Source organism: Sorangium sp. So ce1036 (genome assembly GCF_051369805.1).
GTDB classification, from domain to species: domain Bacteria; phylum Myxococcota_A; class Polyangia; order Polyangiales; family Polyangiaceae; genus Sorangium; species Sorangium cellulosum_F.
On record NZ_JBBMOX010000001.1, the window covers coordinates 7,371,117 to 7,393,841 of the forward strand.

The 22,725-nt window shown below is 73.3% G+C and carries 21 protein-coding genes; 15 read left to right on the plus strand and 6 right to left on the minus strand.

What is annotated here, in order from left to right; all coding sequences use genetic code 11:
* The first annotated feature begins 5 nt into the window (after positions 1 to 5).
* The 3 genes from WMF31_RS27585 (at position 6) to WMF31_RS27595 (ending at position 2,704) form a co-directional block, all read left to right on the plus strand.
* Positions 6 to 908, plus strand: coding sequence for a hypothetical protein (locus WMF31_RS27585; protein ID WP_436604800.1), 903 nt, complete (start codon positions 6 to 8; stop codon positions 906 to 908).
* 187 nt (positions 909 to 1,095) lie between these two features.
* Positions 1,096 to 1,947, plus strand: a complete 852-nt coding sequence (locus WMF31_RS27590) for a MaoC/PaaZ C-terminal domain-containing protein (protein WP_436604801.1) — start codon at positions 1,096 to 1,098, stop codon at positions 1,945 to 1,947.
* Positions 1,948 to 1,987: 40 nt separating this feature from the next.
* Positions 1,988 to 2,704, plus strand: coding sequence for a peptidylprolyl isomerase (locus tag WMF31_RS27595; RefSeq protein ID WP_436604802.1), 717 nt, complete (start codon positions 1,988 to 1,990; stop codon positions 2,702 to 2,704).
* A 50-nt stretch (positions 2,705 to 2,754) separates the two neighbouring features.
* Here WMF31_RS27595 and WMF31_RS27600 read toward each other — a convergent pair whose 3' ends face one another.
* Entirely contained in the window at positions 2,755 to 3,936 is a 1,182-nt protein-coding gene (locus WMF31_RS27600) for a DUF6599 family protein (RefSeq protein ID WP_436604803.1), read from the minus strand.
* Between the two features lie 114 nt (positions 3,937 to 4,050).
* On the opposite strand from WMF31_RS27600, the gene WMF31_RS27605 reads away from it, so the two are divergent.
* From WMF31_RS27605 to gcvPA, 9 genes are all read left to right on the plus strand, one after another.
* Complete coding sequence (locus WMF31_RS27605) at positions 4,051 to 4,731, plus strand: pilus assembly FimT family protein (protein WP_436604804.1); 681 nt, start codon at positions 4,051 to 4,053, stop codon at positions 4,729 to 4,731.
* Positions 4,728 to 5,321 (plus strand): type IV pilus modification PilV family protein, encoded by a 594-nt coding sequence (locus tag WMF31_RS27610; RefSeq protein ID WP_436604805.1) that lies wholly within the window; start codon positions 4,728 to 4,730, stop codon positions 5,319 to 5,321. The genes WMF31_RS27605 and WMF31_RS27610 overlap by 4 nt, the downstream gene beginning before the upstream one ends.
* Before the next feature lies 1 nt (position 5,322).
* Positions 5,323 to 6,711: a PilW family protein gene (locus WMF31_RS27615; RefSeq protein WP_436604806.1), complete on the plus strand. Its 1,389-nt coding sequence runs from the start codon at positions 5,323 to 5,325 to the stop codon at positions 6,709 to 6,711.
* Positions 6,705 to 7,385: a hypothetical protein gene (locus tag WMF31_RS27620; RefSeq protein WP_436604807.1), complete on the plus strand. Its 681-nt coding sequence runs from the start codon at positions 6,705 to 6,707 to the stop codon at positions 7,383 to 7,385. The genes WMF31_RS27615 and WMF31_RS27620 overlap by 7 nt, the downstream gene beginning before the upstream one ends.
* Before the next feature lie 23 nt (positions 7,386 to 7,408).
* Complete coding sequence (locus tag WMF31_RS27625; protein WP_436604808.1) at positions 7,409 to 11,041, plus strand: hypothetical protein; 3,633 nt, start codon at positions 7,409 to 7,411, stop codon at positions 11,039 to 11,041.
* The gene (locus WMF31_RS27630) at positions 11,038 to 11,580 is read left to right on the plus strand and encodes a hypothetical protein (RefSeq protein ID WP_436604809.1); all 543 of its coding nucleotides are present in this window, start codon (positions 11,038 to 11,040) and stop codon (positions 11,578 to 11,580) included. Before WMF31_RS27625 ends, WMF31_RS27630 begins: the two co-directional genes overlap by 4 nt.
* Positions 11,581 to 11,694: 114 nt before the next feature.
* Positions 11,695 to 12,816, plus strand: a complete 1,122-nt coding sequence (gene gcvT, locus WMF31_RS27635) for a glycine cleavage system aminomethyltransferase GcvT (RefSeq protein WP_436604810.1) — start codon at positions 11,695 to 11,697, stop codon at positions 12,814 to 12,816.
* Positions 12,817 to 12,887: 71 nt separating this feature from the next.
* Positions 12,888 to 13,286, plus strand: coding sequence for a glycine cleavage system protein GcvH (gene gcvH / locus WMF31_RS27640; RefSeq protein WP_436604811.1), 399 nt, complete (start codon positions 12,888 to 12,890; stop codon positions 13,284 to 13,286).
* 38 nt (positions 13,287 to 13,324) lie between these two features.
* Positions 13,325 to 14,689 carry an aminomethyl-transferring glycine dehydrogenase subunit GcvPA gene (gene gcvPA, locus WMF31_RS27645; RefSeq protein ID WP_436604812.1) on the plus strand — a complete coding sequence of 455 codons (1,365 nt, stop codon included), beginning with the start codon at positions 13,325 to 13,327 and terminating at the stop codon, positions 14,687 to 14,689.
* A gap of 369 nt (positions 14,690 to 15,058) precedes the next feature.
* Here the strand turns inward: gcvPA and WMF31_RS27650 are convergent, their stop codons facing one another.
* The 3 genes from WMF31_RS27650 to WMF31_RS27660 all read right to left on the minus strand — a co-directional run bounded on the left by WMF31_RS27650 (position 15,059) and on the right by WMF31_RS27660 (position 18,664).
* Positions 15,059 to 15,625 (minus strand): hypothetical protein, encoded by a 567-nt coding sequence (locus WMF31_RS27650; protein WP_436604813.1) that lies wholly within the window; start codon positions 15,623 to 15,625, stop codon positions 15,059 to 15,061.
* A gap of 39 nt (positions 15,626 to 15,664) precedes the next feature.
* Positions 15,665 to 16,435, minus strand: a complete 771-nt coding sequence (locus tag WMF31_RS27655; protein ID WP_436604814.1) for an esterase/lipase family protein — start codon at positions 16,433 to 16,435, stop codon at positions 15,665 to 15,667.
* Between the two features lie 189 nt (positions 16,436 to 16,624).
* Positions 16,625 to 18,664 carry a hypothetical protein gene (locus WMF31_RS27660; RefSeq protein WP_436604815.1) on the minus strand — a complete coding sequence of 680 codons (2,040 nt, stop codon included), beginning with the start codon at positions 18,662 to 18,664 and terminating at the stop codon, positions 16,625 to 16,627.
* A 72-nt stretch (positions 18,665 to 18,736) separates the two neighbouring features.
* On the opposite strand from WMF31_RS27660, the gene WMF31_RS27665 reads away from it, so the two are divergent.
* The 3 genes from WMF31_RS27665 (at position 18,737) to WMF31_RS27675 (ending at position 21,548) form a co-directional block, all read left to right on the plus strand.
* Positions 18,737 to 19,264, plus strand: coding sequence for a tetratricopeptide repeat protein (locus WMF31_RS27665; protein ID WP_436604816.1), 528 nt, complete (start codon positions 18,737 to 18,739; stop codon positions 19,262 to 19,264).
* Between the two features lie 59 nt (positions 19,265 to 19,323).
* Positions 19,324 to 20,721: a Si-specific NAD(P)(+) transhydrogenase gene (gene sthA, locus WMF31_RS27670; protein ID WP_436604817.1), complete on the plus strand. Its 1,398-nt coding sequence runs from the start codon at positions 19,324 to 19,326 to the stop codon at positions 20,719 to 20,721.
* A 191-nt stretch (positions 20,722 to 20,912) separates the two neighbouring features.
* Positions 20,913 to 21,548 (plus strand): Uma2 family endonuclease, encoded by a 636-nt coding sequence (locus tag WMF31_RS27675; RefSeq protein ID WP_436604818.1) that lies wholly within the window; start codon positions 20,913 to 20,915, stop codon positions 21,546 to 21,548.
* 45 nt (positions 21,549 to 21,593) lie between these two features.
* Here the strand turns inward: WMF31_RS27675 and WMF31_RS27680 are convergent, their stop codons facing one another.
* Both WMF31_RS27680 and WMF31_RS27685 read right to left on the minus strand, forming a co-directional pair.
* The gene (locus tag WMF31_RS27680) at positions 21,594 to 22,376 is read right to left on the minus strand and encodes a hypothetical protein (RefSeq protein ID WP_436604819.1); all 783 of its coding nucleotides are present in this window, start codon (positions 22,374 to 22,376) and stop codon (positions 21,594 to 21,596) included.
* Positions 22,373 to 22,663 carry a hypothetical protein gene (locus WMF31_RS27685; protein ID WP_436604820.1) on the minus strand — a complete coding sequence of 97 codons (291 nt, stop codon included), beginning with the start codon at positions 22,661 to 22,663 and terminating at the stop codon, positions 22,373 to 22,375. Before WMF31_RS27685 ends, WMF31_RS27680 begins: the two co-directional genes overlap by 4 nt.
* Positions 22,664 to 22,725: the final 62 nt, after the last annotated feature.

Consider the following 22,725-nt stretch of genomic DNA (forward strand, 5'->3'; position numbering starts at 1 on the left):
CGAAGGTGAACCCCGGCGACCGGCACCCAGCCTCGCGAACGCGCTCCAACGTCCGCGCCGGGGAGAGCGACAGCGCCGGACCACCGCGCCTCGCGGGGGCCCGAGCGCCCCGCGGCGCGGGCGTCCGCGCGCCCCGCGGCGCGAACGTCCGCGCGCCCCGCGGCGCGAGGGCCCGGGCGATCCGCGGCGTCGCCGGCGGCGCGGCGCTCGCCCTGCTCCTGCTCGCCGCGCCCGGTCGGGCCGACGAGAGCCGGGCCGCCCGCCGGGCCGCGGCCGCGCGCGAGCAGGATCGCCCGTACACCATGGTCGAGGTGAGCGGCGGGGTGATGGCGCTCCCCGGCGCCGACGTCTGCCCCATCTCCGTCGCGCCGCGGGACTGCGAGCAGGGCGAGACGAGCATCTCCGTCGGCATCCACAACATCTACCGCTGGCGCTACATCGGCTTCGGCGCGGGCATCTTCTGGGCGGCGTCGCTGAGCACGGACGCCGCGCGCGGCGCGCCCGAGCTCGAGCGCGATCACGAGCGCAGCTACTTCATGGTCGAGGGGCTGTTCCGCTACTACTTCCTCCGGAGCCGCTCCTGGGAGTGGTGGGCGGGCGCGACGCTCGGCGGCGTCGTCGTCAACGACTCCTGGTCGGTCGAGGCCGATCGCAACCCGTACTCGGACACGGCGTACGTCGGGCCCAGGGCGGCGACCATCGGCACCGAGGGCGTCGCCGCGGGGCTCACGATCGGCGGCGAGTGGACCTTCGCCCCGAACTGGAGCCTGGGCAGCCACCTCCGCTACTCGAGCTGGTTCCTCCCGAGCGAGCGCAAGGTCTCGCCGACCGGCGACCGCGCCTCGCTCTCGGACCGGGTCGACATGTTCAACATCGGCCTGCGCATCGCCTACTACGTCGCGCTCTGACGCCGCGGCGCTCCGCGCCGGCGGCCGGTGGCCGACGCGCGGGAGGTGGCCGCCAGATGCTCCGGCCGCGCCTGCGGCTCACCTCCCCGGTGGCCCACGCGCGGGAGGTGGCCGCGCGGGCGGCAGTTGACGCGACATCGCCGGGTCTGTACGCCTTCTCGCCGGTTTCCACCTTCGAGGAGCGAAAATGCCGCTGAATTCGTCGATGGTCGGCCACACGACCAAGCCCAGCGCGTTCACCTACACCTGGAAGACCCTCGCCACCTACGCGCTCGGCATCGGCGCCCGGCGCGAGGAGCTCGAATACGTCTACGAGGGCGCGCCGGGCGGCATGAAGGTCTACCCCACGTTCGGCGTCATCCCGTCCCAGGGCGCGGTGTTCGAGGCGCTCGAGGCGGTCGGCGCGGAGCTGCCGCTGATCGTGCACGGGGGGCAGACGCTCCGGGTCCACCGCCCGCTCCCGACGAGCGGCGGCACGCTCACCACGCGCGCCACCGTGGCGGGCATCTACGATCTCAAGAAGTTCGCGCAGGTGCTCGTCGAGACGAAGACGACGCTCGACGACGCGCCGATCTTCGACACGGTGTGGTCGATCATCGTGCGCGGCGTCGGCGGGTTCGGCGGGCCTCGCCCGCCGCAGACCGAGACCCCGGCCCCGGTGCCGAAGGACCGCGAGCCCGACTGGGTGGTCGAGGAGGCGACGTCGCCGGAGCAGGCGCTGCTCTACCGGCTCTCGGGCGACGAGAACCCGCTGCACGCCGACCCGGAGGTCGCGGCGAAGGCGGGCTTCTCGCAGGGGCCCATCCTGCACGGCCTCTGCACGTTCGGCTTCGCCGCGCGGGCGATCATCCGGAAGGCGGCGGGCGGCGACGCGAGCCGGCTGCGGGCCTACGGCGCGCAGTTCCGCAAGCCGGTGTGGCCCGGCGACACCCTCATCACGAAGGGGTACGCGCTCGAGGGCGGCAGGATCGCGGTGGTCACCTCCGTCAAGGAGCGCCCCGATCCCGTGCTCACGAGCGCCTGGGCGGAGATCGGCTGACGGCCGCCGCGGTCGCGTGGTAAGGCCGCAAGGAAGCGATATGAGCAAGACGAGCGAGCACGACAAGGCCAGGGACGAGGACGACCTCGAGGACGACGACTCGACCGACGGCAGCGGCGACGGGGAGGAGGACAAGACCACCGCGGCCCGCGGCCGCGCGCACGCGGACGACGACGACGACGAGGAGGCGGAGGACGACGGCGCCGAGCCGGAGGATCCGTCCTGGTGGGCGCCGCACGCGGTGCTCGGCGCGCTCGTGCTGATCGGCCTGCTCGGTTTCTTCGGCATGTTCAACAAGACGCCGCTCGCGCGCCTGGCGGCCCCGGTCGCGCCCGAGCCCGAGGCGGCGCACGCGGCCGCGCCGCCCTCGCCCGCGCCTCCGGAGCCGAAGCCGCAGCCGCGCCCAGCGCGGACCGCCCAGCCGCCGCGGGAGATGTTCGGCGCGAAGCACCTGCTCGTCATGTACAAGGGGAGCCGCCGCGCGCCCCCGGGCATCGAGCGCACCAAGGACGAGGCCAAGGCCCGCGCGACCGAGGCCATGAAGAAGGCGAAGGCCGACCCGAGCAAGTTCGCCGAGCTCGTGAAGGAGTACTCGGACGAGCCGGGCGCGGACCGGCGCGGCGGCGACCTCGGCAGGTTCCCGAAGGGGGCGATGGTGCCGGAGTTCCAGGCGGGCCTCGAGAAGATCAAGGTCGGCGAGGTGAGCGACCTCGTCGAGACCGCGTTCGGCTACCACGTCATCCTCCGCACGCAGTGAGCGCGCGGGGCTCCGCGGCGCGCCACCCCCGCGCCGCGGAGCCTGACCCGTCAGCGGGCCGCCACGAGCTTCTTGAGGCGCGCCGCCTTCGCGTCCTTCTCCAGCGTCACCTTGGCGTGCTCGTCGGCCGTCATGCCGTTGCGGAGCACGCGGGACTCGTCCCCGACGCCGTAAACGGCCTTGTCCGCGCGGGCGAAGAGCCACTCGGTGGCGGGCCCCTCGCCCTCCTTGTGCATCAGGCGCACCGCGCCGCCGCCGATGCCCTTCTCCCGGACCGCGCCCGGCTGCTTCGCCAGGGTCGACAGCACGTCCTTGGCCTGGTCGACGTCGTCGCGCACGACGGCGAGCACCCGGTAGCGCTTGTCGCCCTCCTTGTAGTAGCCGAACGCGCCGGGCCCCGCGCCGTCGACGCCGAGCACGTCGCGGGTCTCGTACCGGATCCCGAGCGGGATCCTGCTGTCCCCGGGCAGCGCGAGCGCCGCAGGGGGCAGCGACGGCTCGCCGGGCAGCTTCTCGCCCATCTCCTTCACGAGCCCGGGCAGCACCTTCTCGCTCGCCGCCTTGAGCGTCGCCTCGGCCAGCGCCTCGTCGTTGTACGTGATCTCGGCGAGGTACTGCCCGCGCCAGAGGTACGCGTTCCCGATCCCCATCGCGGCCGCGCCGCCGCCCTCGATGGGCCGGGGCGTGGCCTCGTCGGCGGGGTCGCCGTCGCCCACGGTGCGCTTCGTGAACATCCCGTACGCGCCCTCCGTGGACCCGAACTTCGAGAGGTGCACGTCGACCGTCGCGGTGCCGCCGGCGCCGCTCACGTACCGCGCCTCGACCACCCGCCGCACGCCGAATCCCTTGTAGATCTCGCACTCCCCGTCGAACATGTCGCAGATGCTGTCGAGCGGCAGGGGCGCCGACTCGCCGAACGCCTTCGCCGCGCCGTTCGGGTCGAGGCAGAACCCCCCCGTGGTGCGCGGGAAGAACGGCGCGCTCGCCGCGTCGTTGAGGGTCCCCCCGCCGTCCGCGCAGGCGTCGGGCCTGGCGGCCGGCGCAGGCGGCGGCGGCGCGCCCTGGCGCTCCTCCTTCTTGCTGCAGCCCGCCGACAGCGCGGCCGCGAGCACGCCGGCGCCGACGAGCCGCGCGAGGCGCCCGCGCGCGGCGCGGCTCGCCCGGCACGCCGCGCGCGCGATGTGGGCAGATGACGGACCTCTCGATGAACACCTTTCCGGCGGAAATCGCATGGCCCGTTCGCCTTGCACCTTTTTTCATAGCGCCGCAATCGTTAGCGCCCGCCGCGGGGCGCTTTGAGCGGATTCATCATGCAAATCAAAAGCTTGGCGGGAATCATCAAGGGCATGCGGTTTGCCTTTGAGGGCATTCCAGTGCGTCCCTCTCCCTGTTCGCGCCCCTCGCCCCGTGATCCCGACCGCGCGCGCGCGGTCTCTCCGGGGGAGCGCGGCCGACGCCGCCGCGACGCGCGCGGCTTCACGCTCCCGGAGCTGCTCACGGTGGTCATCCTGATCGGCATCTTCGCGGCCACGGCGTCGCCGAGCTTCGTCCAGGCGATGCGCGACCGCCGCGTGAACCGCGCCGCCATGGAGATCAGCGGCGTCTACCGGCTCGCGCGCCACCGGGCCATCGGGCGCGGGACGGCGGTCCTCGTGCGGTGGACGGCTGACCCCGGGGTGTTCGAGGTGCGGGACGCCCGTGTCCAGGATGTCGGCGGGCCGCTGATCGCGCCGAGCTGCCTCAACATCGCGAACTGGGCGGACCCGACCCTGACCGATCTGGTCTCGACGCTCGACACCTCGGGGGTCGAGCTGGCCACCGTGGAGCTGCTCGATACCTCCGACGCCGCGCAGACGTTCGCCGACGTCTGCTTCACGCCGCGGGGCCGGACGTTCGTCCGCTACAACGCCGGCGGCGCCTTCACGCCGCTGGTCGGCGCGGTCCGGGTGAACGTCACCAACAGCCGGACCGGCCTCCTGCGCACGGTCTTCGTCCCGCCGAACGGCGTCGCGAGGTTGACCCTGTGAGCGCGAGGCGCGCGGCGCGCGCGGCGGGGCGCGGCTACACGCTCATCGAGGTCATGGCGGCGCTCGGCGTGCTCGCGATCGGCGCCACCGGCGTGGTCGCGCTCCAGAAGGCGACGCTCCTCAGCAACATCAACGCCCGCAACCTCGCGCTCGCCAACGCCATCGCGATGACCTGGGCCGAGCGGCTGCGCGCGGACGCGCTCCAGTGGAACGACCCCGGCGGCGCGTCGGATATCGCCAACACCGACTGGATCGCGCTCAGCGCGGCGGCGCCGTACCCGGCCAGGGTGACGCCGACGCCGATCGTCGGGTTCGGGATGCCGGACGCGGACCTGATGGGGGCCGACATCTACGAGGGCGACCCCTCGCAGACCGCGTTCTGCACGCACCTCCGCTTTCGCCGGTTCACCGATCAGGCGGGCGCGACGCTCTGGCCGAACCTCCTGCGGGCCGAGATCCGCGTGGTCTGGGAGCGGGGCGGCGATCCGATGGACTGCGCGACCGACCCGCTCGACGTCGACGCGAACCCGGGCCGCTACGGCGCGGTCCACCTGACAACGAGCGTCCTCCGGAACACGAGCCAGTACTGATATGGTCCGCTGTCGCCCCCTGTCCGCCCGAACGCGCGCCTCACGAGAGCGAGGCTTCACGCTCGTGGAGCTGCTCGTCGCCATGGCCGCCGGGCTCACCGTGTCCATGGCGGCCTTCCTGCTCTCGAAGAACGCGACCCGCTTCTTCCAGAACGAGGCGCGGGCCTCCGCCTCGCACCTCGCCGCGACGCTCGGGCTGAACCGGATCGTCGCGGACCTGCAGCGCGCCGCCCACCAGTCGTCCCCGAACGTCCAGAGAGACCCGTTCCTCTGCGGGGACATCGACACCTGGCCCGAGGGGCTGAAGCGCCTCGCGGGCGTCACCATCGTGCAAGACGGGTCGATGGGCGGCTCCGGCGTCGACCAGCTCACGGCCAACGGCCTCTCGCCCGACGCCCTCATCATCGGGGGCAGCTTCAACACCACCGAGCAGTTCTATTTCAACTCCATCAACTGCACGGCCGGCGGCTGCGTCGTCAACATCGATCCGTTCAGCGGGGCCGTCCAGCGCACGCTCGCCCGCGCGAACGGCGGCGGGGCGAGCCTCAACGACATCTTCCGGCCGAACCGCTTCCTGCGCCTCAAGATCCTCGGGCAGAGCAAGTACATGTACGGGGTCATCCAGGGCACCACCGTGGCCGGCGACCCGGTCAACACCATCCAGGTCACGCTGATGGCCACGTACGGGCTGCCGCAGCTCCAGGCGTTCGGGGACTGCGGCGTGACCACCGGATTCAACGGCACCGGCGGGTTCGCCAACCCGGTCTCGCGCGTCCGCTACGACATCCGGAGCCTGATCGGCCACGCGAGCTACGGCGCCCTCGTGGGGCCCGCCTACCCGGGGGATCCGGCGGCAGCGGCCGACGTCGAACGCATGACCGGCGACAGCGGCCGCACCGAGCTCGTGCGGGTCGAGCTCGACGAGAACGGCGGCGAGATCCCGGCGACGCTCGAGCTCGTGGCCGAGTACGCCGTGGATCTCAAGTTCGGGATCGTCACCGCGGAGGAGAGCGGCCTCCCCGGCGTGACCAACCCGCAGCTCACGCGATATCCGATCACCGCGACCAACAACGCGGCGGTGTACGATCGCGCCGGCGACAACACCACGGCAGGCGCGGTGCCGGAGCGCATCCGGGCCGTCCAGGTCCGGCTCTCGACCCGCACCCGGGCGCCCGATCGCGACGTCAACCTCCCGTTCGACGCCGACGATCCCGCGGGCCCCGTCACGGGCCCCGACGGCCGCAGGTACCGGTTCCTGATCCCCGGCGTCGTCGATGGCGTCAGCACCCTCGACAACACGCCCCCGGCCGGCTCCCCGCCCGTGTACGCTCGAATGCGCACGCTCTACGCCGACGTCGCGCTCCCCAACCAGGCTTACGTCCCATGGTGAACGCAAGGATCGCCCGGTCCCACAGGCGCGCCGGCGAGCGCGGCGCCGCGGTGTTCGTCGTCGTGCTGGTCATCACGATGCTCACCGCGATCGGCCTCTTCGCGGCGCGGGCCGCCACGCTGTCGACCGTCGCCAGCGGCCATGAGCGGCAGATGACGCAGACGCAGTACCTCACGGAATACGCGCTCTCGCTGGCGCTCGCCGAGCTCGAGCGGGCCGGGAGCCTGAACGAGGTCGACGCCGCGGTCTTCCACTCGAGGCTCGCCGGCTCCCCCCCGCAGTGCTCGACCCCGTCGCTCGACAGCACGCCCTACTGCTTCTCGTTCCTCCCGCAGACGCTCGACCACAAGGCGACGGAGGACCTCCTCGATCCGCCCGCTCCAGGCGACGCCAGCACGCCGGCCGCGCCGGGGAGCCTCGGGCACGCGGACATCGGCTGGAGCTTCAGGGTCGAGCTGGCCGACAAGACCAACGCGATGACGAGCCCCCCGGGCATGCCGGAGAGCCCCGACGGCGGCCCCACGATCAAGTACTGCACGGTCACCCTGAACGCGCGCGGCCTCCTCTGGCCGAAGGCGCTCGACGCGATGGGCTCGCAGGAGCTGACCATCGCCAGGGCCGGCAGCCAGGCGTCCCTGAGCGCCTATGTCACCTTGCCCTGTACGGCCCGATGACCCCGGAGCACACGATGCGAAGCTTGACGAAGGTACTTGTCATGACGGGCTCCGCGACGACGATCGGCCTCCTCGCCGCGCGCGCCCGCGCGCAGGCGATGGACGTGGAGCCGCCGCTGCCCAACGTCCTCCTGCTCGTCGACACGTCGGGCTCGATGGAGAGGACGGTCTCTGGCCAGGAGCCGGACTGCAACCCGCTCTCTCCCCCCGCCTCCGAGGACCGGAAGAGCCGCTGGGCGAAGCTCGTCGAGTCGCTCACCGGCCCCATCGAGAACTTCTCCTGTTACGCGCAGCCCCGCACGAGCAGCGAGTTCATCGAGGAGTTCCGCCTCGGGACGGTGGATCCCTACGACAGCAACTATCATATCCCGTTTCATCGCCTGCTCTCCAACGGCTGCACGGCGGGCCCCGGGGCGACCCACGATCAGGTGAGCTTCCACCTCTACAACGACCGGACCCAGAGCTGCGCGTGGCCGGCTACATCCGGCCTGCTCGACATCTACGAGGACCGGATCCGGTTCTCGCTCATGACGTTCGACACGCTCCCCGACGCGAGCACCGGGTGGCTCGGCGGCGCGCCCAACCCCGCGGACGGCGTGGAGGGCATGTGGAGCTATTTCCCCGACTTCCAGACCGGCGGCTATCCGGCGCAGGGCAACCCGCCCGACTGCGCGCCCCAGGAGGTGGAGGTCGGCGCCAGGAACCCGGCCGCGCCGCTCTGGGAAGGGCCGCTCATCCCCTTCCCGGACTACAGCGCGCCGGTCACCGACGTTCGCGCCACCAACCAGCGCATCCAGCAGGCGCTCATCGCGATGCGGCCGTACGGCGCGACGCCGATCGCCGGGATGCTGGAGGACGCGCGCCGTTACCTGCTGGACGACGGGTCGGAGTGGAACGGCCGGCCGCTCGGCCCTCGCGCCGACCCGTACATCAGCGGCGGCTGCCGCAAGAGCTCGATCGTGCTCATCTCCGACGGCGAGCCGAACCTCGACCTGCGCCCGAGCTGCGCCCAGGCCGCGGGCCCGGGCCCGGAGGGGACGGGCTGTCCTTACGAGGAGCCGCACACCATCGCGCACGCGCTCAACAGCCACACGAACCCGAACCTGCGCGTCCGGACCTACGCGGTCGGGTTCGGCCTGTCCACCGAGGCGGGGTTCGATTGCGCGACGATCGCCCAGTCCGACTTCCTGCCCGGAGGGCGCTGTGATGCCCCCACCGGGGCGGCCAAGGCGTGCTGCACGCTCGCGCGCATCGCCGTCGAGGGCGGGACCGATCACGGCTACTTCCCGGACGACGCGAACGAGCTCTCCGCGGTGATGTCGCAGATCTTCGCGCACATCGCGGCGAACTCGACGAGCCGCACCCTCCCCGTCTTCGCCACGGCGGCCGCGACCGGCCCCACCGGCAGCACCGCCGAGGGGGTCGCGTACCAGTTCTCGGCGTCGTTCAACCCGCCGCCGGACGGCTCGCTCTGGACCGGCAACCTCGAGCGCAAGCGCTTCGTCTGCAGCGAGCCGGGGAACGGTCCGCTGGAGACGCAGCTCGAGGACATCGACCCCGGCAAGGGCGACGACTTCGCGGCCAACGTGAACTCCAACGATCTGGAGCGGCCGCGCAGGTTCTTCACCGTGATCGGCGCGCTCGACGGCGGAGACATCCACTCGACGCGGAGCATCCGCCCCGCGGGCGTGAACGACGGGCTCGGCAGCTACACCGGCACGGTGACCGGCGGCGGCGCGCCCGCGACGGCGTCGGTGCTCGCGAGCGAGCTCGCCTCGGCGTGGCGCGCGCTCGACGTCGCCGACAACGCCACCCTCGCCGTGCGCTCCGAGTGCGCGGGCGGGCTGCAGGCCAGCACCCCCGAGATCTGCGCCGAGCGCATCGTCCGGTGGCAGACCGGCGAGTCGATGCCGTCGAACCTCCCGTCGCGCGACGGGAACGAGCTCGGCAGCATCTACCACTCGACCCCCGTGGTGGTGGGGCCGCCGCGCGACCTCATCCCCGACGAGTCCTACCAGCTCTTCGCGGAGGCCCAGGCGAGCCGGCCGCTCGTGCTCTACACGGCCACGACCGACGGGCAGCTCCACGCCTTCCAGGTGGCCGCGACGACCGATCCGACCGACTCGCTCAAGGTGGACCGGGTCCAGAACAACGAGCTCTGGTCCTTCCTGCCGCCCCACGTCCTGCCCCGCCTCCTGCCGACGTTCAACCAGCAGTCGCTGCTGCTCGACGGCGCGCCCGTCGTGAGGAACGTCATCTTCGAGCGCACGGCCGAGCAGGCCGCGGCCGCGGGCACGGGCGGCGGCGCGACGTGGCGCACCGTGCTGGTCGCCAGCAGCGGCGTCGTGAACGGCAGCTTCTACTACGCGCTCGACGTGACCGACCCGCGGAGCCCCCGGTTCCTCTGGCAGCTCTCCACGGACGACGGCGGCGCGCCGCTGTTCGGCGACAGGCCGCCGACGCCGGCGATCGCGATGGTGGAGCTCGAGGACGAGGGCGAGATCAAGGAGGTGTCGGTCGCCATCCTGGCCGGCGGCTCCGCCGGGCTCGGCCCCGGCACGTGCGCGCGGAAGAACACGACGACGCCGCTCTTCGCCCCGACGGGCACGCTCGATGTCCGCGACGAGGTGCGGTGCTGGGGCAACGCCAGCGATGGCGGCCCCGTCGGCCCGGCGCGCTCGCTGACGATCGTCCGGCTCGACACGGGCGAGGTGCTCCAGACGTTCCGCGGCCACCTCTCCGAGGCGCCGGGCGGGCTCGCGTCGCGGACCCAGGTGGTCGACTTCGACTCGCCCATCAGCGGCGTCCCGGTGCCGTTCCCGTCGCAGGTCGGCCAGGTGGCCGATCGCGTCTACGTCGGCGACGCCGACGGGGCGCTCTGGCGCGTCAACCTGACGGGGGCGAAGCCGGGCGAGTGGGAGGTGGATCTCGCCTGGGACGCGTACTCGATCCCGGGCGACACCGCGACGAGCGGCCAGCCGATCCAGACGGTGCCGGTCGTGAGCCTCGACCCGCAGGGCAACCGGGTGATCCTGTTCTCCACGGGCGATCAGGAGACGTTCACCGCGGGCGGCGACATCAACACGCGCGTCTGGTCGCTGACCGAGCGACCGCACAACGGGAGCTTCCGCGTCAGCGAGAACTGGGTCATCTCGTTCACGAACGGCAAGCGCGTGACCGGGCCCATCTCCCTCTTCAACGGCTGCGCGTACTTCGCGACGTTCACGCCGACGGCGCCCGGGGCCCACGCGTGCGCCGACGGGTTCGGCTCGCTCTGGGGCGTCGACTACCTGCGCGGCGAGGACGGGACCCCGGCGGCGTACCCGAACGGGTGCCTCGTGCCCGATCCGGACGCGCCGCCCGAGGACGGCGACGATCTCCCCGACCACGTGGACGAGCCGCCGGGCTCGATCATCTTCGGCGTGGCCGTGACGCAGAAGCCGACGTGCGTGGAGGTGGAGTCGTTCTCCGATCCGCACTTCGGCGCGCAGACCATCGTCCGGCAAGCCACCGCGCCCGAGTACCAGCTCGTCTATCACACCGGCGCCGCGGGCGCGGAGGACGCCCAGGGGGGCGAGGCGCGCACCACGACGAGGACGCTGCAGCCGCCGCGCACCGTGGTCAGGATCGACTCGTGGGCGGGCATCGTCGAATGACGCGGGCCCGGCTGTCGCGCGCCGCGGCGCTCGCCGCGTGCGCCGCGTGCGCCGCGCCCGCGGCGCTCTCGTGCCGCGGCGACGCGGACGCGCCGCCGCCGCCGCCGGCGCCGACCGCGGCCCCGGCGCCGAGGCCGCCCGTCGATCAGGTGCTGCCGGGCGAGCTCGCCGAGGGCGTCGAGCAGGCGTTCGGGCTCCCCATCCCGCGGCGCATGAGGGTGAGCGCGCGCTTCTCCGATGCGGTCTTCGCCACGGGGGAAATCTCGGCCGAGCGGGTGGCGAACTACGTCCGGACGCGCGTCCTCGCGGGCCGCGTCGAGACCGGCCCGGGCAAGACGATCTTCGCGCAGGCGACCGTGAAGAGCGCGCCGCAGCGCAAGGTCCGGATCGAGGTCGTCTCGCGCGCGCACGTCTCGGAGCTGGTCGTCCGCGACGAGACCCGTCCGCCGCCGGAGCCTGGTCTGTCCGTCGAGGAGCGCTGGCGCCGCCACGGGCTCACGCCGGACGGCAAGGTGCTCGATCCCACCCGCCTCGAGTGAGCGCGACGCCGGCGCGTGCGCTCGCTTGCGCGACCCGCGCCGCGTCGACACCATGCGCCGCGAGAGGGCGCCGCGCCAGTCGACATCCTCGACCATTCGAAGTAGATCGCGCCCGTGTCGACCAAGCCGCTCCCCTCCGCTCCCCTCCGAAGGACCCCGCTCTATGATGAGCACATCAAGCTCGGCGGGCGCATGGTCCCGTTCGCCGGCTGGGAGATGCCGGTCCAGTACAAAGGCGTCACCGAGGAGCACAGGGCGGTGCGCACGGCGGCCGGGCTCTTCGACGTCTCGCACATGGGCGAGATGATCCTGAGCGGCGACCACGCCGGGCAGGTGGTCGACTACCTCATCACGAACGACGCCTCGAAGCTGGAAGACGGCCACGCGTTCTACACCTGCGCGTGCAACGAGGGCGGCACGATCCTCGACGACCTCCTCGTCTACCGGATCGACGCGCGCCAGTGGCTCATCGTCTGCAACGCCTCGAACCGCGACAAGATCGCCGCCCACTTCCGGAGCGCGGCGCAGGGCCACTGCAGCTTCGAGGACGCCTCGGACCGCACGGCGATGATGGCGCTCCAGGGGCCGAAGGCGCTCGACATCGTGGCGCTCGCGAGCGGCGACGGCGCCGCGCTGCGCGATCTGCCGGCGTTCCACTTCCGCGACGCGACGCTCGCCAACATCCGCTGCACGGTGGCCCGCACCGGCTACACCGGCGAGGACGGCATCGAGATCTTCTGCTCCCCCTCGGACGCGCAGCGGCTGTGGCGGGCGCTCATGGAGCTCGGCGGCCCGCTCGGCATCGAGGCGGCGGGCCTCGGCGCGCGCGACACGCTCCGCCTCGAGGCGCGCCTGTCGCTCTACGGCAACGACATCGACGAGACCACGAACCCGATCGAGGCGGGCCTCGGCTGGGTGGTGAAGCTCGACAAGGGCGACTTCATCGGGCGCGCCGCGCTCCAGCGCGTCAAGGACGAGGGGCCCTCGCGCAAGCTGGTCGGCTTCGAGATGGTGGGGCGCGGCATCGCGCGCCACGGCTACCCGTTGCTCGACGCCGCGGGCGAGAAGGTCGGCGTCTGCACGAGCGGCAGCCCGGGGCCGACCGTCGGCAAGAACATCGGGCTCGGGTACCTGCCGGCCTCGATGGCCAAGATCGGGACCACCTTCCAGGTCGACTGCCGGGGTCGCTCGGTCGAGGCGGTGGTGGTCAAGACCCCGTTCTACAAGCGGGCCTGACCCGCGCTCGAGCCCCGCGGGGGAGCCGCGCAGGCGCCCCGGGATCACGTAAAGGGAGAAAGAAGAGTCACATGGCGAGCGATGATGTCCGAACGGACCGGCGGTACACGAAGGACCACGAGTGGGCCAAGCAGGAGGACGACCGCGTGGTCGTCGGGATCACCGCCTTCGCGGTCGACCAGCTCGGCGACATCACGCTGGTCAACCTCGACGTGAAGCCGGGCGACACGATCACCGCGGGCACGGCCTTCGGCACGATCGAGAGCGTCAAGACGCTGAGCGATCTGTTCGCGCCGCTGAGCGGCAAGGTCCAGCGCGTGAACGCGGAGCTGGAGAGCCGCCCCGAGCTCGTCAACGAGGACTGCTACGGCAAGGCCTGGATGATCGAGATCGTGCCCTCGGACCAGGGCGAGCTCGGCGGGCTCCTGGACGCCGCCGCCTACACCGAGATCCTGAAGACGGCGCACTGAGCGCCGCGCCCCCGCCTCCCCCTCTCCGCAGCAAGATCATGCGTTACCTGCCCCATACGCCCGAGGAAATCAGCGCGATGCTGCAGGCCGTCGGCCTGTCGTCTCTCGAGGAGCTTTACAGCGCCATCCCGAAGGAGGCGCGCGTCAAGGGCCCGCTGTCGCTGGACCCGCCCCTCGACGAGGCGTCGCTGATGCGGCACCTCGAGGAGCTCGCCCAGAAGAACCGCGCGGCGAGCATGCTCTCGTTCCTGGGCGCCGGCGCCTACGAGCACCACTTCCCGCCGGCCGCCGATCAGCTGCTGCTCCGCAGCGAGTACTACACGGCCTACACGCCGTACCAGCCCGAGGTCGCCCAGGGCACGCTCCAGGTGATCTTCGAGTTCCAGACGATCGTGAGCGAGATCCTCGGGCTGCCCGTCGCCAACGCGTCGATGTACGACGGCGCGAGCGCGCTCGCGGAGGCGGTCCTGATGGCGCGCCGGCTCACCGGGCGCGAGCGGACCGTGCTGTCCGGGGGCGTGCACCCCGACTACGTCGGCACGGTCGAGACCTACGTGCACGGCATCGGGACCGGCAAGGCGTCGCTGACCCGCGTCGACGTGGGCGAGGACGGCGCGGCCGACGTCGCGGCGCTCACGCGGGCGATCGACGAGACGACGGCGTGCGTGGTCGTCGGCTACCCGAACTTCTTCGGCGTGGTCGGCGACATCCGGAAGGTGGCCGAGGCGTGTCACCAGAAGGGCGCGCTGCTCATCACGGTCACGCCGGATCCGTACGCGCTGGCGCTGCTCGAGTCGCCGGGCGCCCTCGGGGCCGACATCGCGGTCGCGGAGGGCCAGCCGCTCGGGCTGCCGCCGCAGTACGGCGGCCCCAACGTGGGCCTGTTCGCGTGCAGGAACGATCGCAAGTACCTGCAGCAGGTGCCCGGCAGGCTGGTCGGCGAGACGGTCGACAAGCACGGGACCCGGGGCTACGTGCTGACGCTCGCCACCCGGGAGCAGCACATCCGGCGCGAGCGCGCGACCAGCAACATCTGCACGAACAGCGGCCTCTGCGCGACGGCGGTCACGATGCGGATGTGCATGCTCGGCAAGCGCGGGTTCGTGGAGGCGGCGAGGCAGTGCCTCGCGAAGGCCGAGTACCTCAAGCGGGAGATCGCGCGGCTCGACGGGTACGCGCTCCCGCTCCCGGCGCCGACCTTCCACGAGTTCGTCGTGAAGGTCCGCGGCGGGGACGCGGGGAGGCTGACGCGGGCGCTCGCGGAGCAGGGGATCATCGCGGGGCTCGATCTCGGGCGGATCGATCCGCAGCGGCGCGACCAGCTCCTCGTCGCGGTGACCGAGCGGCATGGGCGCGGGGATCTCGATCGGCTCGTGACGGCGCTGGCGGGGTTCAGCGGCTGAGGGGGCACAGGGGGGCGTTCCGAGCTGCACGCGCCGGCGGGTGGGTCTGCGCGCGCCGGCGTGGCGCGGGCGGGCGCTCGGCCATCCGCCAAGACGGGGGCCGGGGAGCTCGCGCATACAACACCGCCCGGCATGTCTCCCTTCGGGCCTTGCCGACTGAGACGTTTCGTTGCGCGCCACACGAGGCGCGCCTGAAACGTGGAGCCCGCTGAGACCTTATGGCACCTCGGTCGGTGCTCGGCGCGCCCGCCCGCGCCACGCCGGCGCGCGCAGACCCACCCGCCGGCGCTGACCTCGTGGATGAGGCAGACCCACCCGCCGGCGCTGACTCGTGGAGGAGAGGCCAGGGGGGCGTGGCTTTGGCGCGGGTCAGCGGCGGGCCACGTCCTGGGGGCGCTCCTGCGCGGGGAACGGGTTCGGCCACACGGGCAGGAGCGACTGGCGATAGACCGTGAGGCGCAGCAGGTCGATACCGGCCACGGCGCCGAACGCCACGGCGTCGCCGGTGCCGACGCTGCCCTGGAGCGACAGGCTGATGCCGAGCGGGGCGCCGAGGGTGAGCGCGCCGGTGAAGCCGGTGGAGCGCTCGCCCCAGAAACGCGCGTAGCCGCCCGCGTCGAGCGCCAGGCCGAGCTGGCCCGCCTGGAAGCCGCGGGTCGCGACGCGGGCGAGCAGCGCGAGATCGACGCCGCTGCCGAGGATCGGCGTCGCGCGCGCCAGGCCGCCGAAGATGAAGGGCGCGTCCGGCGTGGTGCCGACGCCGACGTCGAGCGAGAGCGCGCCGTCGACGACGAGATCGGCGTCGCCCTGCTTCCAGCCCACGGCGCCGGCGCCGGTGAAGACCCAGGCGGAGGCGTCCGCGCGCGACGGCGACGACCACGCGAGCGGGGCGAGCAGAGAGCCCAGGGCGAGGAGGGAGGCGATCGGCGAGCGCACGCGTGCGAGCTACCACGAAGCGCCGAGCGGCGATACCGGTCAGCGCGCGCCGAGGCGCCGGTCGACGATTCGCCGCGCGACGAGCGCGGCCACCTCGGGGTCGAAGAGGAGCGCGTTGTGGCCGCGCGCCTCCATCACCCGCACCTCGCCGCCCGGCAGCGCGTGCGCGATGGGCGAGCGGACCAGCGTGTCCGCGCCCGCGATGATCGACAGGTGCGGGACGCAGGAGCGCGCCGTCCCGAGCAGGATGCGGCGCAGGAGCGGGCTCGACGCGTCGAGGTCCCGCGCGCCGCCGAAGCCGAGCAGCGCGGCCCGCGGAATGCCGCCGAACGGGCTCGCCATGGAGATCGTCTGCACGACGCGAGGATCACCGATCTCCTGCGCGAAGAAGCGGCACACGATGCCGCCGAGGCTGTGACCGACGAGGTGCAGGCGCACCCCGGCCGGCAGCGCGGCCACGACGCCGGCGAGGCGCGAGGAGAGCACCTCGACGCCGGGCCCCGGCGCGTACGACATCGTCGCGGTGTGGACCGACCACGACGCGGCATTGGATGCCGCGCCCGGCCGGCCGGCCGCCCGCACCGCGCGCGCGGTGGACGCGTGGCGCTCGATCGCCGCCCGCAACGGCCGCAGGACGCCGGCGGACGCGAAGAGCCCGTGCAGGACGATCACGACGTCATCGCCGTCGCGCGCCGCGGGAGGGATCACCGGCGAGCGGATGTCGTACGGGAGCAGGACCGCCTGCCGCGCGAACGAGGCCACCTCCCTGCCAGCCGTCGCCGCGAAGGACGACGCACGGAGCCACTTCACCACGCAGGGGTCCTTACCACGAATTCCCCGCACGACGGACCTGTGCCCGAAGGACGCGCCGCGTTGCGGGCGTCGCGGACGCCGCAGGCGCCGCGCGCATTCCGGGCGATCACGGCCGCAGCGGACGGACCCGGAAGCGGCGGAGCACCTCACGGCCGCAGCAGCCAGACGTGGAAGCGGCGGAGCACCTCACGGCCGCAGCAGCCAGGCGTGGAAGCTGCGGAATGTCCCCTGGAGCGCGCGGACGCGGACGACGTCGCCCGGCGCGACGTCGCGCAGCGGCACCCGGATCTCGGACCAGCGGTCCGCCGGGCGCTCGGGCACCTCGACGCGCTCCTCGCCCGCGGCGCGGCCGACCGTCACGCCGATCGCGATCGGGCCGCCGCCGTCCGTGCGCAGCGCGAGCACGGCCGGCCCGCGGGCGACCTGGCCGATCGTGAACGACTGCTCGCGCCCCTCGGGGATGAGCCTGCCGGCGTCGAACCGCGGCGCCCCGCGGTCGTCCTGGAGCACGGCGCCGACCACCCAGCCGCCGCGCGGCGTCGGGAACGCATAGCGATGCGCCCGCTCGTCGATCAGGTCCGCGATGTCGACCTCGTCCACGGCGCCGTCGCGGCGCTCCCCCGGCGGCGCGAGCGCCGACCAGTCCGCCTCGTAGATCACCTTCTCGTCCGCGGCGCACATCACGTTGTCCTCGATCTTCACGGCGTCGACGCGCCGGCCGAAGACGTCGGCGAGCCCGCCCCACCAGGACGGGTACAGGGCGAAGGCGTCCGGCCGCTCGTCGGCGCCGAGCCGCTCGATGAGCTCGACCACCGCGGGCACCCCGTGCACCGAGGCCCGCGCGAACGGCATGCCCCGGTACCCGCCGAGCCCGAGCCCGTCGATGGCCGGGATCCCCGACAAGTACGGGATCGCGCCCGCGTCGCCGAGCAGCACCCGCCGCGGCCTCGGCGCGCGCGCGGCGAGGCGCCGCGCCACCTCGACGTGCTGCCCGGCGATGTTCGCCGAGGCGCGGGCGAAGTGATCGATCTGCCGCCCGAACCACCGGGACGGCGCGGCGAGCCCCGCGAGCGCGAGCGCCCCGGCCACGAGCGCCGCGAGCCGCCCGCGCCGCGCGAGCGCCTCCGCCCCGAGGGCCGCCGCGACGAGCAGCATCACGAGCGCCGGGGCGGCGTAGCGGAGGTTCTGGTACCGCGCCGTCGCGTTGAGCGCGACGAGCAGCAGCGAGCCGTACGCGCCGACGAGCAGCGGCGCCGCGAGGCGCCGCGAGCGCCGGTCGAGCGCCGCGAGCGCGCCGAGCAGCGGCAGGATCCACGAGAAGGTCGGGCCGCCGAGCGCGCTCTCCAGCGCCTGCACCCGCAGCGCGGCGAGGTTCCTTATCACCTCCACCGCCTTCTCGAGCGGCGTGGGGTACGGGTTCGAGAGGACGAGCTTGCGCACGGCGCCGGCCGCGCTCCACTCGCCCGTGAGGGCGCGGTTCGTCACGGCCTGCGCGGCGAGGAGCAGCGCGGTCGGCAGCGACGCGCGCGCGAGCGAGGCCGCCGCGCCGAGCGAGCCCGCCGCGTGGGCCACGGCGACGGCGAGCGGCGCCGCGAGCGCGATCGCCTCGGGTCGGGTCGCGACGAGCAGGGCGCAGAAGAGCCCCGCCCGGAGCTGCTCGGCCGGCCGGCGCGCGGGCGGGGCGAGCTCCGCGCGCCGCGCGGCGACGAGCGCTCGACCCAGCACGGCGCCGAACAGCGCGACCTCCATCCCGGAGAACCAGCTCCAGTCGAGCAGCGGCACGGCCACCACGAAGAGCGGCGCGGCCCAGGCGACCCAGCCGGAGGAGCCGCCGCCGGCGGCGGCCGGCTCGAGGTGCGGCGCCCGGCCGAGCAGCCGCCGGAGGGAGCGGCAGAGGTCGAGCAGGGCGGCGCACGCGAGGAGCGCGGCGAAGAGGCCGAGCCAGACGCCGCGGAAGCCGAGCAGGTACCCGGGCGCGAGGACGAGGGGGTACGCCACGCTGGTCGCGCCCGACGAGTAGCCGTTGCCGGGGATCCACGACAGCGGGTGGCCGAGGGCCGCGGCGCGCGCGAAGCCGAAGTAGATGTAGACGTCGTCGAGCGGCGCCGGCCAGACGCCGCCCGTCTTCTCGAGGGCGGGGCCGTAGAACGCCGCGGCCGCGCAGAGGACCGGGAGCGCGGCGCTGGCGCGCCACAGGAGCAGCCTGATCGGCGGCGGACGCGTCACGCCCCGGCCGGTACCACGAAGGGGGTCGGGACGGCGCGCCGATCGCGCCCGGTTGTGCTTAGACTGCGGGCCATGGTGCTGAGAGCCGTGGTGGACGAATCGGTGGACGCCGCCCACTGGGAGGCCGTCGAGGAGGCGGCCGAGCTCCTGCAGGAGGAGCAGTTCCAGGAGGCCCTCGTCGCGCTGCGCGACGTGATCAAGGCCTCCCCGTCGAACCCGTACGCGTACAACCTGCTCGGGCACGCGCTCTACGAGCTCGGCCAGATCGAGCCGGCGCGCGACGCCTACCGCGCCGCCGTGCGGATCTCGCCGAGCTTCCTCGGGGCGCGGGTCGCGCTGTCGCACGCGCTCCGGCGGCTCGGCGACCTCGACGGGGCCCTCGCGCAGGCGAAGGAGGCGCTGCGCCGGTTCCCGAAGGACGGCGAGGCGATGCACGCGATGGGGCTCGCCTACGCGGCGCGCGGCAACCGGGCGCTCGCCAGGAAGCACCTCCAGGGCTTCCTCGACGCGGGCCCGGAGCTCGAGGCGGCGATGGAGGTGCGCCAGATCCTCGAGATGCTCGGCGTCGGCGATGACGACGAGCCGCTCCGGTTCGAGTAGCCTCTCCGGGGCGCGCGACGCGCCGGGAGCGCGCGACACGCCGGGAGGAAAGACACGCGATGGCGACCACTCCGCACTTCGATCTCCTCATCATCGGGACGGGGCCGGGCGGCGAAGGCGCCGCCATGACGGCGGCGAAGCACGGCAAGTCCGTCGCGGCGATCGAGCGCTACACGCGGGTCGGCGGGGGGTGCACCCACTGGGGGACGATCCCGAGCAAGGCGCTGCGCCGGGCGATCTACCACATGAACCTGGTGAACCAGAGCCCCGTCTACAAGCGGATGGACGTGGTCCCGGAGTACCCGTTCGCCGAGCTCCTCGCGACCGCGAGCCACGTCATCGCGCAGCAGGTCGATCTGCGCGAGAGCTTCTACGATCGGAACCACGTCCGGCTCATCCCGGGGCAGGCCAGGTTCGTCGACGCGCACACGGTCGAGGTGGAGGCCGAGGGCGGCCAGCGCCGGCGCTTCACGGCCGACGCCTTCGTCATCGCGACCGGCTCCCGCCCGTACCGCCCGGACGACATCGACTTCAGCCACCCGCGCGTGCTCGACAGCGACACGCTGCTGAGCCTGGATCGCACCCCCCGCAGCATCACGATCTACGGCGCGGGCGTCATCGGCTGCGAGTACGCGTCGATGCTCCGCAACATGCAGGTGGCCGTGAACCTGGTGAACACGCGCGCCCACCTGCTCGAGTTCCTCGATGACGAGATCACCGACGCGCTCGGATACCACTTCTGCGACACCGGGATCCGCGTCCTGAGCAACGAGGAGTACGAGAAGGTCGAGCCCTCCAAGGAGAGCGTCGTGCTCTCCCTGAAGAGCGGGAAGAAGATCAAGAGCGATGTCTTCCTCTGGGCGAACGGCAGGACGGGCAACACGGCCGAGCTCGGCCTGGAGAACGTGGGCCTCGCCGCGAACCGGCGCGGGCAGCTCGAGGTCAACGAGAGCTTCCAGACGGGCCAGCCGCACATCTACGCGGTCGGGGATGTCGTCGGCTTCCCGGCGCTGGCCAGCGCGTCGTACGACCAGGGTCGCTTCGCGGCCAGCCACTACTGCGGCCAGGCGGATTACCACCTCGTCCACGACATCCCCACGGGCATCTACACGACGCCGGAGATCTCGTCGCTGGGCAAGACCGAGCGGCAGCTCACCGAGGAGAAGGTGCCTTACGAGGTGGGGAAATCGACCTTCAAGACGCTCGCGCGCGCCCAGATCACGGGCCATCAGGTCGGGATGCTGAAGCTCATCTTCCACCGCGAGACGCTCGCGCTGCTCGGCATCCACTGCTTCGGCGAGAACGCGGCCGAGATCATCCACATCGGACAGGCGATCATGTCGCAGCCGGCGCCGAACAACACGATTCGCTATTTCGTCAACACGACGTTCAACTACCCCACCATGGCCGAGGCGTACCGCGTCGCGGCGCTCGACGGGCTCGGGCGGGTGTTCTGACCGGACGGAGCGCGGCCCGATCGCGATGGCCGGCGCGTGGAGCCCGGGAGCGAGCGCTGCCGGCGCTCCGCGAGGCGGCGGCGCCCGCCGGGGCCGCCCTGCGCGGGGCGGGGGGGCGCCGCGAGCGCGCCTGGATCCATGGTTGCATGCCCGCGGCGCCGCGGTGATACTCCCCGGAGGAGCACGCTGTCATGGTCGCCGCTGCACCCCTCATCCCCCCCCTCACCGAACGCGCGGGCACGGTCGCGGAAGAGGACCAGCTCTTGGTCGTTCATGACGTCTCGTGGGAGGAGTACGAGGCGATCCTCGCCTCCCTCGGCAACCGAGCCGGCGTACGGACGACGTACTGCGAGGGGGTGCTGGAGCTGATGAGCCCGGGTGGACCGCACGAGGGGCGGAAGAAGATCCTGGCCCGCCTGGTCGAGGCGTACGCGGAGGAGACGGCGCTGCCGCTCAGCGGGTACGGCAGCATGACCGTCCGCAGAAGGCTCGCGCAGCGAGGCGTGGAGCCGGATGAGTGTTACGTGCTCGGGACGGTGGAGGACGGGGGAATCCCGGCGCTCGCGATCGAGGTGATCGAGAAGAGCGGGACGATCGACAAGCTCTCCGTGTACGCGGGGCTTGGCGTGCCGGAGGTCTGGTTCTGGAAGAAAGGAAGACTCTCGATATACCTCCTCGGGCCCGAGGGGTACGCCGAGGCCGGGCGGAGCCGCCTCATGCCGGGGATCGACGTCGCGGAGCTGACGCAGCTCGTGCAGCGCGACGGGGACCAGACGACGGTGGTGCGCGCGTATCGCGCGAGGCTCCGGGAGCGGGGCGGCAGGTAGCCGCCCGACCCGACGGCAGCGGACAGTAGCCCCGGGGAGCAGCCCCTAGGCGCTGTCCGATGCGGTCCCCACCTCGCCCTTGGCGCGCGCCGCGCAGGCCGCGGCGATCGCCTCCGCCCCCGCCTCCCGCGCCGCGATCTCGCAGGCGCGCCACGCCGCCGCCCGCTCCGGCGCCCCCGCGCCCCGCGGCGCGGCCGCGATCCGGGCCTCGACCGAGCGCGCGAAGGCATCCATCGCGGCCTCGTCCCCGCGCTCCGACAGGAGCGCGCCCAGCGTGAGCGCCGCGTGCGCGACCTGCCGCTCCGCGCCCGGGTACATCGGCTCGGCGAGCGCCGCGGCGAGCGCCGGGAGGTCGCGGCGCGCCGCCGCCTCGCGCGCCCGCACCTCGGGCGACGCGGCCTCCGCGCCCGGGACGCCGAGGCGGCGCTCCAGGTAGCCGACCACCGAGCGGGCGACGCGTTGGAACGAGGCCAGCCCGTCCGTCGGGACCTCCAGCACGCCGCCCCCGGCGCGCACGCCGGCGACGTCGAGGTCGAGCACGATCACGAGATCCTCCCGCTCGCCGACGACCAGGAGGTCGTCCTCCCAGTCGAGCGACCGCTCCTCCACGAGCCACGCCGTCGCCCGCGCGACGTCGCCGCGCGGCAGGATCCGCGTGCCGTCCGGGAGCTCGACGCCGTCCGTGGCCCCGTAGAGCGCCGCGACGTCCGCCGGCTCGGCGGCGTCCGCGGGCCAGCCGCCCGCGCCGCCGGACGGGGGGCGCGCCTCCACGCCGCCCTGCGCGAGCAGCGCGGCGACGCGCGACGCGAGATCGGCGGCCGCGCTCACGGCGCCGGCACCCGGACCGGCCGAGGAGCGCCCAGGCCGAGCCCCCGGATCGGGCGCTGCGCGGGCGATCGCGGCGGCAAGCCCATCGCCAGCGCGTGCATCTCGATGCCGCGCGGGGGCGCGTGCGTGTCCCCGCTGCCGTCGTCGGGGTGGGTGCCCTCGGTCATGTGGATGCTCTTCGGCGCAACGTCGTCGCGGGGCGCGACGAACGGCCGCCGATCGTAGTGGATCGGATCGACCACGTCGACGATCGATTGCGCGCGCGAGTCGCCGGGTGAAATTTCCAAGATCTCCGCGCCGGCGCGCTCCGGACGAGGCGTCCGAACAGCCCGCGCCGCGCCCGCCGAGG

Coding starts and splice junctions, on each gene's coding strand:
- WMF31_RS27590 (WP_436604801.1), top strand. CDS start 1,096: ATGCCGCTGAATTCGTCGATGGTCGGCCACACGACCAAGCCCAGCGCG.
- WMF31_RS27595 (WP_436604802.1), top strand. CDS start 1,988: ATGAGCAAGACGAGCGAGCACGACAAGGCCAGGGACGAGGACGACCTC.
- WMF31_RS27600 (WP_436604803.1), bottom strand. CDS start 3,936: ATGCGATTTCCGCCGGAAAGGTGTTCATCGAGAGGTCCGTCATCTGCC.
- WMF31_RS27605 (WP_436604804.1), top strand. CDS start 4,051: ATGCGGTTTGCCTTTGAGGGCATTCCAGTGCGTCCCTCTCCCTGTTCG.
- WMF31_RS27615 (WP_436604806.1), top strand. CDS start 5,323: ATGGTCCGCTGTCGCCCCCTGTCCGCCCGAACGCGCGCCTCACGAGAG.
- WMF31_RS27620 (WP_436604807.1), top strand. CDS start 6,705: ATGGTGAACGCAAGGATCGCCCGGTCCCACAGGCGCGCCGGCGAGCGC.
- WMF31_RS27630 (WP_436604809.1), top strand. CDS start 11,038: ATGACGCGGGCCCGGCTGTCGCGCGCCGCGGCGCTCGCCGCGTGCGCC.
- gcvH (WP_436604811.1), top strand. CDS start 12,888: ATGGCGAGCGATGATGTCCGAACGGACCGGCGGTACACGAAGGACCAC.
- gcvPA (WP_436604812.1), top strand. CDS start 13,325: ATGCGTTACCTGCCCCATACGCCCGAGGAAATCAGCGCGATGCTGCAG.
- WMF31_RS27665 (WP_436604816.1), top strand. CDS start 18,737: ATGGTGCTGAGAGCCGTGGTGGACGAATCGGTGGACGCCGCCCACTGG.
- sthA (WP_436604817.1), top strand. CDS start 19,324: ATGGCGACCACTCCGCACTTCGATCTCCTCATCATCGGGACGGGGCCG.
- WMF31_RS27675 (WP_436604818.1), top strand. CDS start 20,913: ATGGTCGCCGCTGCACCCCTCATCCCCCCCCTCACCGAACGCGCGGGC.